Source organism: Flavobacterium sp. PL002, from assembly GCF_054165825.1.
In genome coordinates this window covers 4,394,327-4,406,153 of sequence record NZ_CM135110.1, presented here as the reverse complement: position 1 = coordinate 4,406,153, position 11,827 = coordinate 4,394,327, and the positions used below count along the sequence as shown (strand labels likewise).

The 11,827-nt window shown below is 32.6% G+C and carries 11 protein-coding genes and 1 other RNA gene; 9 read left to right on the top strand and 3 right to left on the bottom strand.

Features of this window, described 5'->3' with window-relative positions; genetic code table 11:
- Positions 1-69: 69 nt before the first annotated feature.
- On the top strand, positions 70-954 hold the full coding sequence (locus tag ACVEGE_RS19270; protein WP_173856042.1) for a hypothetical protein: 885 nt from the start codon (positions 70-72) through the stop codon (positions 952-954).
- A 50-nt stretch (positions 955-1,004) separates the two neighbouring features.
- Here ACVEGE_RS19270 and hutI read toward each other — a convergent pair whose 3' ends face one another.
- Both hutI and ACVEGE_RS19260 read right to left on the bottom strand, forming a co-directional pair.
- On the bottom strand, positions 1,005-2,243 hold the full coding sequence (gene hutI / locus ACVEGE_RS19265) for an imidazolonepropionase (protein ID WP_192501753.1): 1,239 nt from the start codon (positions 2,241-2,243) through the stop codon (positions 1,005-1,007).
- 11 nt (positions 2,244-2,254) lie between these two features.
- On the bottom strand, positions 2,255-3,304 hold the full coding sequence (locus ACVEGE_RS19260) for a glutaminyl-peptide cyclotransferase (RefSeq protein WP_192501752.1): 1,050 nt from the start codon (positions 3,302-3,304) through the stop codon (positions 2,255-2,257).
- 88 nt (positions 3,305-3,392) lie between these two features.
- Here ACVEGE_RS19260 and ffs point away from each other — a divergent pair.
- From ffs to fsa, 3 genes are all read left to right on the top strand, one after another.
- Positions 3,393-3,490, top strand: an RNA gene (gene ffs / locus ACVEGE_RS19255) — signal recognition particle sRNA small type.
- A gap of 167 nt (positions 3,491-3,657) precedes the next feature.
- Positions 3,658-4,461, top strand: a complete 804-nt coding sequence (locus tag ACVEGE_RS19250) for an SDR family oxidoreductase (RefSeq protein ID WP_192501751.1) — start codon at positions 3,658-3,660, stop codon at positions 4,459-4,461.
- A gap of 142 nt (positions 4,462-4,603) precedes the next feature.
- Entirely contained in the window at positions 4,604-5,263 is a 660-nt protein-coding gene (gene fsa / locus ACVEGE_RS19245; protein WP_173853491.1) for a fructose-6-phosphate aldolase, read from the top strand.
- 101 nt (positions 5,264-5,364) lie between these two features.
- On the opposite strand, the gene fahA is transcribed toward fsa, so the two are convergent.
- Positions 5,365-6,648, bottom strand: a complete 1,284-nt coding sequence (fahA, locus tag ACVEGE_RS19240; RefSeq protein WP_192501750.1) for a fumarylacetoacetase — start codon at positions 6,646-6,648, stop codon at positions 5,365-5,367.
- 107 nt (positions 6,649-6,755) lie between these two features.
- On the opposite strand from fahA, the gene glyA reads away from it, so the two are divergent.
- From glyA to ACVEGE_RS19215, 5 genes are all read left to right on the top strand, one after another.
- Entirely contained in the window at positions 6,756-8,030 is a 1,275-nt protein-coding gene (gene glyA / locus ACVEGE_RS19235) for a serine hydroxymethyltransferase (RefSeq protein WP_173853489.1), read from the top strand.
- 136 nt (positions 8,031-8,166) lie between these two features.
- Positions 8,167-8,760, top strand: a complete 594-nt coding sequence (gene miaE, locus ACVEGE_RS19230; protein WP_173853488.1) for a tRNA-(ms[2]io[6]A)-hydroxylase — start codon at positions 8,167-8,169, stop codon at positions 8,758-8,760.
- A gap of 196 nt (positions 8,761-8,956) precedes the next feature.
- Positions 8,957-9,511 carry a helix-turn-helix domain-containing protein gene (locus tag ACVEGE_RS19225; RefSeq protein ID WP_173853487.1) on the top strand — a complete coding sequence of 185 codons (555 nt, stop codon included), beginning with the start codon at positions 8,957-8,959 and terminating at the stop codon, positions 9,509-9,511.
- A gap of 23 nt (positions 9,512-9,534) precedes the next feature.
- The gene (locus ACVEGE_RS19220) at positions 9,535-9,987 is read left to right on the top strand and encodes a response regulator (protein ID WP_173853486.1); all 453 of its coding nucleotides are present in this window, start codon (positions 9,535-9,537) and stop codon (positions 9,985-9,987) included.
- A 9-nt stretch (positions 9,988-9,996) separates the two neighbouring features.
- Positions 9,997-11,787 (top strand): ATP-binding protein, encoded by a 1,791-nt coding sequence (locus tag ACVEGE_RS19215; RefSeq protein ID WP_192501749.1) that lies wholly within the window; start codon positions 9,997-9,999, stop codon positions 11,785-11,787.
- The last annotated feature ends 40 nt before the right edge of the window (positions 11,788-11,827 follow it).

Below are 11,827 nucleotides of genomic sequence, written 5' to 3'. Positions count from 1 at the left end.
ATAATTGTATAAACTTACGTTATAACTTAAATATATATTGTTAAATTTGAATAAATAATAATTTTAAAAATGGAAAATCAGAAAAGCAATTCAAGTCTAAAGGCAGTTATAGCTGTATTAGCAGTTTTATTAGTGGGTAGTTTAGTTTATATTTTTAAAGCAACATCTGACGCTGATGCTGTTAAAACTGAATTAACAACAACGTTGACTGACAAAGAGTCGGTTACGAAAGAATTACAAGAATTGAAAGCAACTTATGATGCTGCAATTGCTGAAAACACATCAATGTCTGATGAGTTAATTCAAGAAAGAGATAAAGTTGTTAATTTACTTGAAGACTTAAAAAAGTCTAAAGGTGATGTGAACTCATTAGCAAAATACAAAAAACAATTTTTTGCTTTACAAAGCAACATGAAAGTTTTAATGGCTGAAAACGAAGAATTGAAGAAAGAGAATGCTCTTGTTACTTCTCAACGTGATAGTACTGTAGTTGTTTTAGGTGAATCTAAAAAGTATAATGAAGTATTAGTTGGGCAAAACGAAGAGTTATCTAAAGTAGTTGAAAAAGCTTCTAAATTATCAATTTTGAATATGAAGACTGCTGCTTACAAAATGAGAAGTTCAGGTAAACAAATAGAAACTGACAAAGCAAGTAGAGCTGATGTATTAAAAATTAGTTTTACAATTGCTGAGAATGAAGTAGCTAAATCTGGAGATAAATCATACTATGTACAAGTAATTGATAGTAAGAATAATGTTTTAGGTAATAAAAACACAGAGTCTTTTGGAGATAGCTCTTTAGTTTATAGTTTTATTACTAATGTGAAATACGAAAATAAAACAGTTCAAGTTACTGAAGACTTACCTGGTAAAGACTTTGCAAAAGGAACTTACTTTGTAAATATTTTTGATAAAAACGTATTGGTTTCAAAAACAAGTTTTACTTTGAAATAGTAGACTGTTTAGTTTAAATAAAAAAAGAGGAGCATTTCGCTCCTCTTTTTTTATGCAATAACTTTACCTTCAATATATACTTGATCAATTAGATTGGTCCCAAAAGCATAGGGCAGTTGGTTGTATGATGGAATTGGTTTTGTAATTATAAAGTTGGCTTTTTTACCCACAGTTATACTTCCATGTGTGGTAGATAAATCCATTGCGTAAGCACCATTTATTGTAGCGGCATTAATAGCTTCTTCAGGAGTCATTTTCATTTTGATGCAAGCAGTAGCTACTACAAAATTCATGTTTCCAGATGGAGTAGAACCAGGGTTGTAATCTGTAGCTAAAGCCAATGGTAAGCCTGCAGCAATCATTTCACGCGCTGGAGTATACGGGATACTTAAAAAATAAGAACAAGATGGTAATGCTACTGGCATGGTATTCGTGTTTTTTAAGGCTAGAATATCTTCGGTTTTCATTACTTCAAGATGGTCAACAGATAATGCATCATACTTTACTCCAGATTGGATTCCGCCAATAGAGTTAAATTGGTTCACATGTATCTTTGGCTTTAAGCCAAAACCAATACCTGCTTCCATAATTTGTTCTGTTTCTGCTACAGTAAAATAACCGGTTTCACAAAAAACATCAATGTATTGTGCTAGATCTTCTTTGGCTATTTGAGGAATGATTTCATTGATTAAAAGATTAATGTAACCTTGATGGTTGTCTTTATAAGCTAAAGGAAAAGCATGAGCCCCTAAAAAAGTGGCTTTTATCGCAATAGGGTAACGCTGTGCTAATTTTTTAATAACACGAAGCATTTTTAATTCCCCATCAACGGTCAGTCCATAACCAGATTTAATTTCGACTGCTCCGGTTCCTAAGCGCATCACTTCTTCCAGACGTTCTTTAGATTGTTCGTAAAGTTCCTCTTGGGTGGTTTCGTTTAATTTTTGTGCTGAGTTTAAAATTCCTCCTCCGCGATTGGCAATTTCTTCATAACTCAAGCCGTTTATTCTATCTACAAATTCTTGCTCTCTATTTCCAGCGTAAACTATATGTGTATGGCTATCGCACCAAGTGGGTAAAATCATTTTTCCCGTTGCATCAATGGTTTTGTCAAAAGTTGTTTGAGGAGTTTTTTTCATTGGTCCAAATTCAGCAATCAAATTATCTTTGATAACTAAATAGGCGTTTTTTATAGTAGGAAGAACAGCCATTTCACTACCAGAGACTTTTAAAATGTTGGATTCGCGTACTTGCAGTAATTCTTTTATATTTATTATTAAAGTTGTCATCGTGTTTTTTATTATTCCGAAACCGTGATTTCGAACATTTTGTCCCAGTTTTTCCCAGTTACAAAAATAGTTTTGGTTTTTGGGTTGTAAGCAATTCCATTTAATACTTCGGCGGCACTGTTTTTTACAATTTTTCTTAACCCTGATAAATCTATAATTCCTTCAACAGTTCCGTCTTTAGGATTTACTACTGCAATAGCGTCTTTTTGCCAAACGTTAGCATAAATTTTTCCGTCAATCCATTCTAGTTCATTGATAGCTTTGATCTTTGTATTTCCAGAGTAGACATTTATGTAATCAAGCATTTGTTGGTTATCAGGATTAGTTGTCCAGATTTTCTCAGTTCCATCTGATTGGTAAATGTTTTTTCCATCATTTGTCATTCCCCATCCTTCAATATCTTTAGTAAAAGCAAATGTTTTTTCTAGTTTTAAAGTGGTTGGGTTGTAAATGAACCCTGTTTTTTCTTGCCAAGTCAGCTGATATAACTTACCATTTACTACAGTTATTCCTTCTCCAAAATACTTGGCATCAAGATCTACTTGCTTGAATACTTTTCCTGTTTTGTAATCGTATTTTCTTAAATAGGAAGTTCCTTTTTGCCCTGTTCCTTCGTATAAGGTGTCCTTGTAAAATTCTAATCCTTCAGTGAAAGAAAGTGTGTCATGCGGATATGTATTTAGAACTTTATATTTTAATAATTTAGGTTGTACTTTAGATACTAATTCAACTCTTGCGGTGGCTTCAGAATTTTCTCCATCATAATAAACCAATGCTTTTAGGTTTTGATAGCCTAACTTTTGATCAGTTAATGCTAAAGTAAATTGGTCAGCAGCTTTAGCTGAACCTACTTTTTTGTCATTTACATAATATATAATACTATCGATTTCTTTAGAATTAGGATTTAAAACTGCCAATTTAAGTACGTCATCAGATACATATTTTTCTTTAAATTCAGATTTATTGAAGGTAAATAAAGAATTTTCACCTTTTTTTGTATCTCCACAATTGCTAAGAGTGATGCCTAATAAAATGATAGATAGGAAGTTATATTTTTTCATGTTTTGTTTTTTTTGATACCACAATATACAATGTTATTTTTACAGCACAAAGGGCTTGCAAAAATATAAAAAGGTTGTATATTTGCACCGGCAAGTCCTACACGACCAGCTCCTGCAGACTCCCCCAGGATGGGAACATAGCAAGGGTACGTGGTTGAGCGGTGCGATGTAGGTCGCTTGCCATTTTTTTTTAATCTGAACTTAGTTCAGATTTTTTTATGTCAATTTTTTAATATTATTCCTAAAATAAAAACAATAATAGTCTTCCTTATGGAGGATTTTTTTATTTTTGGGCTATTCTAAAAAAGAAGCATTTTTAATAACGTTGCTCTTTACTATAAAAATACAAATTGATGAATAAAGTAGTGCTGATTACAGGAGGTTCATCCGGAATAGGAAAATCTATTGGGGAGTTTTTGCACCATAAAGGGTTTGTGGTTTATGGAACAAGCAGGAATCCTGAACGAATTTTGAATTCGGTTTTTCCTCTTGTGGCGCTTGATGTTCGTGATTCGGCTTCAATTCATACGGCTATTGCTAAAGTAATTGCTACTTCAGGACGTTTAGATGTTGTGGTTAATAATGCAGGCGTGGGGATTACAGGGCCTCTTGAAGAAATTCCTACTGTTGAAATGAAAAATCATTTTGATACTAATTTCTTTGGGCCTATTGAAGTAATGAAAGCGGTGTTGCCACAAATGCGTACACAACATGCGGGATTGATTGTAAATGTGACTTCAATTGCGGGTTATATGGGATTGCCTTATCGCTCTATGTATTCGGCTTCTAAGGGGGCTTTAGAGTTGGTTACCGAAGCTTTGCGCATGGAGGTGAAATCTTTTGGGGTTCATATTACTAATGTGGCACCAGGTGACTTTGCTACTAATATTGCATCAGGACGTTATCATGCGCCAGTTATAAAAGGATCTGCTTATGAAGTTTCTTATGGTGAATCCTTGCGTACAATGGACGAGCATGTTGATGGCGGAAGTAATCCTAATGAAATGGCTGAAGCTGTTTATAAAATAATCCTAACTAAAGAACCTAATGTACATTATAAAGTAGGTGCCTTTATGCAAAAGTTCTCGATTGTATTGAAAAGAATACTACCAGATAAAATGTATGAAAAAATATTAATGAACCATTATAAGTTGTAGTTTTACGACGAATTTGCGTGAAGGATTGCAGTGGAAATCCTTTTATTTTTTTCTTTAAAAAATAAAAGATTGTAACGAAAAGCCTGACCCTTGGGGCACGCCCAAAAAAAAAACAAACACACAATTAATTAAATATAGAATTATGAAGTTTTTTATTGACACGGCTAATTTAGCTCAAATTAAAGAAGCACAAGCATTAGGAGTTTTAGATGGGGTAACTACAAATCCATCATTGATGGCTAAGGAAGGAATCACTGGAAAAGACAATATCTTGAAGCATTATGTTGACATTTGTAACCTTGTAGAAGGAGATGTTAGTGCTGAAGTAAATGCACTTGACTATGACGGAATGATTAAAGAAGGAGAAGAACTTGCTGAATTACATGAGCAAATCGTAGTTAAATTACCTATGACTAAGGAAGGTATTATGGCTGCTAAATATTTCTCAGATAGAGAAATTAAAACAAATGTAACATTAGTTTTCTCAGCAGGTCAAGCTTTATTAGCTGCAAAAGCCGGTGCGACTTATGTTTCGCCATTTATTGGTCGTCTTGATGATGTGTCTACTGATGGATTGGCTTTGATTGAAGAAATTAGAGATATTTATGATAATTACGGATACGAAACGCAAATTCTTGCTGCCTCTGTACGTCACACTATGCATATTGTAAATTGTGCAAAAATTGGTGCTGATGTTATGACTGGACCACTTTCGGCTATTTACGGATTGTTAAAACACCCTTTAACTGATATTGGATTAGCGCAATTTGTTGCTGATTTCGAAAAAGGGAATAATAAATAATAAACAACAATATTGAGTCTATAGTCACTGGATATTGCTGAAATAAAAAAAGTCCCATTTGCTTAGCAAATGGGACTTTTTTATGGAATAATATATCTGAATTACTTTCTAACAAAAGGAGGTAATAATTTTGAAGATACTTCTCCAAAACCAATACGCACTTGGCTATTTTTACAAAAACCTTTCATGATAACAGTATCGTTATCGTTTATGAATTTACGTTCTGTACCGTCGTTAAGTGTGATTGGGTTTTTACCACCCCAAGTAAGTTCAAGCATAGAACCGTAACTGTCTGGTGTAGGTCCTGAAATAGTACCTGATCCCATCATGTCACCAGAGTTCACACGACAACCATTAGAGGTATGATGTGTTAATTGCTGGTTCATTGTCCAATACATGTGTTTAAAGTTGGAGTTGCTCACTATTGTTGGTTCTGCATCTTCTGGCTGAATTGCTACTTCTAAATTAATATCAAAAGAGTGCTTTCCTTTTTGTAAAAGATAAGGTAACGGGCTCGGATTTTGTTTTGGTCCAGGAACTCTAAAAGGCTCTAGAGCATCCATAGTAACAATCCATGGAGAAATAGATGAAGCAAAGTTTTTAGCTAAGAAGGGTCCTAGCGGCACGTATTCCCATTTTTGAATGTCGCGTGCACTCCAGTCATTTAATAGAACCATTCCAAAGATATAATCTTCAGCTTCACTAATAGGAATCATTTCTCCCATTACATTAGCATCTGTAGTGATGAAAGCAGTTTCAAGTTCAAAATCAATTAAACGGGATGGTCCAAAAACTGGTGTGTCCTCTCCAGCTGGTAATGTTTGTCCAATAGGTCTGTGAACCGGAATTCCTGAAGGAACGATTGTAGAACTTCTGCCGTGGTATCCTACGGGTATGTGTAACCAGTTAGGTAATAAAGCATTTTCTGGATCACGAAACATTTTTCCTACGTTTGTAGCGTGTTCTTTGCTGGAATAGAAATCTGTATAATCACCAATAAGTACTGGTAACTGCATTTCTACATCAACAATATCAAAAATTACAATATCACGATGTTTTTGTACATCGCGAAGCTTTGGATTATTGCTATCAAAAATGTCAGCAATACGATTACGAACCAATCTCCATGTTTTTTTTCCGTCAGAGATAAAGTCGTTTAACGTGTCTTGCATGAACATGTCATCAGTTAATTCAATACCTGCAAAGTAATTTAGTTGTTGTAAAGCACCTAGATCAATTGCAAAATCACCAATCCTTGTTCCTACGGTTACAACGTTTTCTTTCGTAAGAAAAACTCCAAAAGGAATATTCTGAATTGGGAAGTCACTGTTCTCTAGTACTTCTAACCATGATTCACGGTTAGTATCGTTTGCTGATATTGGCATAATATGTTAATTGTTTTGTTGAAAATTATAGTTCAAATATATTATAATCTAGGAGTTTGGCAAGCGTTTTTTTGTATTTTTGCTACAAATTAACTAAAAACAAAGAAATGCAACGCGACGAACAAATTTTTGACCTTATTCTAGAAGAACAAGAAAGACAAATACACGGATTAGAATTAATTGCTTCAGAGAACTTTGTAAGTGACGAAGTAATGGAAGCTGCTGGTTCAGTGTTAACTAATAAATATGCTGAAGGATATCCTGGAAAAAGATATTACGGAGGCTGTGAAGTAGTAGATGTTATCGAGCAAATTGCTATTGATAGAGCTAAAGAATTGTTTGGAGCTACTTATGCAAATGTACAGCCTCACTCAGGTTCTCAAGCTAATACAGCGGTTTACCATGCTTGTTTACAACCTGGAGACAAAATTTTAGGTTTTGATTTATCTCATGGTGGGCATTTAACTCACGGATCTCCTGTGAATTTCTCAGGACGATTGTACACTCCGGTTTTTTACGGGGTAGATGCTGAAACAGGTCGTTTAGATTATGATAAAATTCAAGAAATTGCTACTAGAGAGCAACCAAAATTAATTATCGCTGGAGCTTCGGCTTATTCACGTGATATGGACTTTGAGCGTTTTAGAGTAATTGCTGATAGCGTAGGAGCTATTTTATTTGCTGATATTTCTCATCCAGCTGGGCTTATCGCTAAAGGCTTGATGAATGATCCTATTCCTCATTGTCATATTGTTTCAACTACAACTCACAAAACATTACGTGGACCAAGAGGTGGATTGATCTTGATGGGTAAAGATTTTGAAAACCCAATGGGATTAAAAACACCAAAAGGAGATATTAGAATGATGTCTTCTTTATTAGATTTAGCTGTTTTTCCTGGAAATCAAGGAGGACCTTTAATGCATATTATTGCAGCAAAAGCGGTTGCTTTTGGTGAGGCCTTAAAAGATGAGTTTTTTACTTATGCTATGCAATTACAAAAAAATGCTAACGCTATGGCTGATGCTTTTGTAAAAAGAGGCTACAATATTATCTCAGGTGGTACTGATAATCACATGATGTTAATTGATTTAAGAAACAAAGGAATCTCTGGAAAAGAAGCTGAAAATGCTTTAGTTAAAGCAGAGATTACTGTAAATAAAAACATGGTTCCATTTGATGATAAATCTCCATTTGTAACTTCGGGTATACGTGTGGGAACTCCTGCAATTACTACTCGTGGTTTGGTTGAGGAAGATATGGAAACAATTGTTGCTTTAATTGATAAAGTTTTATCAAATCATACTGATGAAGATGTCCTTGAAGAAGTAGCAAATGAAGTGAATGAAATGATGAGCGAAAGAGCAATCTTCGTTTTCTAAATAGTAGTCATAAAGTCTTAAGGTCGAAGGTCGAAAGTCTAAAAAAGAGATGTGAATTTCTGTTTTTATTTTGATCTTCGACTTTTATTTTTTTGACTCTACAATTTTTGACTTTTTAACTTTAAGACTTAAATAAATGTCTGTATTACGATTAGAATTGCCAACAGATCCTAGGTGGGTCAATATTGTTGAGAAAAATATTGAGGAAATCTTGACAGATCACGCTTGGTGTGAGCAAAAAGCAGCTACAAATGCCATTACAATTATTACAAATAACTCTGAGCACCAAGATTTAGTTCAGGATTTATTGGCTTTAGCCAAAGAAGAAATTGATCATTTTGAGCAAGTACACAATATAATTATCAAAAGAGGTTTGAAGTTGGGCCGAGAACGTAAGGATCATTATGTAAATGAGTTGTATTTGTATATGAAAAAAAGTGGTAATGGGAGTAGAGTATCCAGTTTAGTAGAACGATTACTGTTCTCTGCCATGATAGAAGCAAGAAGTTGTGAGCGTTTTAAAATATTATCCGAAAATATTCAAGATCAAGAACTTGCCGTTTTTTATCGAGACTTAATGGAAAGTGAAGCAGGACATTATACCACTTTTATTACCTATGCTAGGAAATATGGTACGGGAATTGATGTAGAGAAGCGCTGGAGAGAATGGTTGGCGTTCGAAGCTTCTGTAATTGCTAATTACGGTAAAGGCGAAACAATTCATGGATAGGTATTGTGAATTTCCTTTTTAGCTGAAATAGTAGAGGAACAGCAATGATTATTAAGATTATTAAGTATCAGGTATTTGCAAATTGTACAAATTTGTAGTGTCTTTTATTTTTGATTTAAGCCTAAGTTTATTTTCACGATTATTTTTTTTAATTTATATTTATAATCTTATTTTTAATTAACACATTTGAACTATAATGAGACTCTATATAAAATATGACGGAATTGTAGCTTGCAGAGTTATTCTACAAGAGCAATTAGAGCGTTTAGAAATAGGTTATAAGCTTTTAGAACTAGGAGAAATTGAGATTTCTAACACTGTTTCTAAAGAACGTTTGGCTGAGCTACAAGAAGCTTTAAATAAATACTCTATATTTGTTGTAAGTAATGAGAAAAGCCAATTAATACAAAAAATAAAAGACGCAATTGTTGAAATGGTTTATGAGAAAGATAAACTTCCTTCTGTTACGATATCGCAATATTTAGCTGATAAATTGAATTTTAGTTACGGTTATATCACTAATATTTTTTCGGAATATACGTATACTTCAATTGAAAATTTTATTATCATTCAAAAAATAGAAAGGGCAAAAAAATTAATTATTGAAGATGAATTGACTTTGACCGAAGTGTCTTATAAATTAAACTACAGTAGTGTAGCGTATTTATCTAGTCAATTTAAAAAAGTTACTGGATTAACTCCATCTGCTTTTAAAAGAATCGTAGATAAGCGTAGAAATTTATCAAATTAAATAAACAAACAGACAAACATATTATGATTACACATAAGGATTCGATACACATTTTGATTGCTGATGATGATGAAGATGATCGTGCTTTCTTTAGTGATGCAATGATGGAACTTAGAATGAATAATGAGTTAACATTGTTTAATGACGGAAGAGATTTAATGGAGTATTTAGCTAAGCCTGATATTATCATGCCCCATATATTATTTCTGGATTTAAATATGCCTTATAAATCAGGTTTTGAATGCTTAAAAGAAATTAGAGCTAACGCTAGATTTAAAGATGTTTCCATCGCAATTTACTCTACTTCATCATCTGAAAAAGATATTGAAGAGACTTTTGTTGAAGGAGCTAATATTTATATTAAAAAGCCTAACGACTTTACAAAACTTAAAAAAGTAATAAAAGAAGTGTTAAATATCAACTGGCAATTTCATTCATCAGGTTTAAATAAAGAAACTTTTTTCTTTAGCATATAATCTCTTTTAATGAAGTTAAAAAGGCTATATAGAAATTCTCAAATATTCAAAATTGCTTTAGGAATTGCAATTTTGGTTGTGGGTTACATTGCATCTGTTTTTTATAAACAGATGCAAAGTTTAGAATCCTCAGTTAATTTAATTACTAATTCTACAGAAACTCAATTAGAATTAGAACGTGTTTTATCGATCATTAGTATTTATGAAACGAGTTTAAGAAGTTACATAATTACAAAAGACAAATCGTATTTAGAGCATCGTTTTCTACGTAAAGGAGAGATAGATCTCAACTTTGAGCGTATAAAAAAGTTAGTAGCTAATAATAAAGGTAGAAGTAAAGATGTTGATCAACTTAAAAGAATGATTGAAACTCGTTTTGCTCTTTTTAAAGAAACCTTACTGTTAGCCGAAAGCAAAAATCCCGATAAAGATCAATTAATTTTAAAGCTCAAAGAAAGCACTGATTATACTGAGGCCATGAAAACTTTTGTCTACAAAACAATCAATGCCGAAGGAGATAAAATTAAAATTCATAATGACAACCATCAATTTGAGTTACAAGATTCCATAATAAGTGCTTTTTTATTGGTTATCCTATCCCTACTTATTTTATTACTTTCCTTCAACCGAATGAATGTTGATATTAATGCGCTTAAAAAGGCAAATGACGACTTACAGTTTCTAAACCACTCTTTTAACAACGCAGAGAAAATTGCAGGTTTTGGGCATTGGAAAATTAATTTGGAAACAAAATTATATACATTTTCTGATAATTTCTTGCGATTACTAGGTGTTGACCCTGATGATTTTGTCCCCACAATTGAAAATGTTTCTCAATACATACATCCTGATGATGTAGATTACGTTTTAGAGACACACATGGAATCCTTGATCACACTTGAGCCTACTACAATGATGTTTCGTTATCTCTTAGCTAATGGCGAAATTAGATACATAAGGTCTGTGGGTAGTTTTACTCGAAATAGTATAGGAGATTTAGTGAAAACTGGTGTAAATTATGATATTAGTGAACAATATAAAAAAACATTAGAATTAGAAGAAAATAACAAAGAACTAAAGAGTATTAATGAAGAACTGGAGTCTTTTAATAATATTGTAAGCCACGATTTACAAGAGCCTTTACATAAAATTCAAATGTTTATTTCTAGAATTGAAGTAAATGAAATGGATTTAATTTCAGATCAGGGAAAAGTTTATTTTTCAAAAATTAAGCTTTCCGCCAATAAAATGCAGACATTATTAATTGATTTAGTTAATTATTCCCGAACAATTAAAGGAGATAAAGTTTTTGAATTAACAGATTTAAACCAAATTGTACATCAGGTAATAGACGATTTGTCTTTTAATATTGAAGAAAAAAATGCGGTAATCGATCTGGCAGTTTTACCTATTATAAAAGTTATTCCGTTTCAAATTGAACAACTATTTATCAACTTGATTTCTAATTCTTTAAAATACAGTAAAAACGATGTGATTCCAGTAATCAGTATTTTTGAAGAAGAAATTTTTGCAAATGAAATCTATGAAAACAAAATCATCACTAATGAGGAGTATTGCAAAATAGTGATTTCCGACAATGGTATTGGTTTCAAACAAGAATATGCTAATAAAATTTTTAATTTATTTTATAGATTAGAGAAAGATGTTAAATACTCTGGAACAGGATTAGGACTTGCTATTTGCAAAAGAATTGTAGAAAATCATGATGGGTTTATTCAAGTGAATTCGGAGCCGAATAACGGTTCACAATTTGCGTTATTTATACTGAGAAATAGCTAATAATTTCAAGACGCTTTTGCATTTAATGATAAAAAAAATA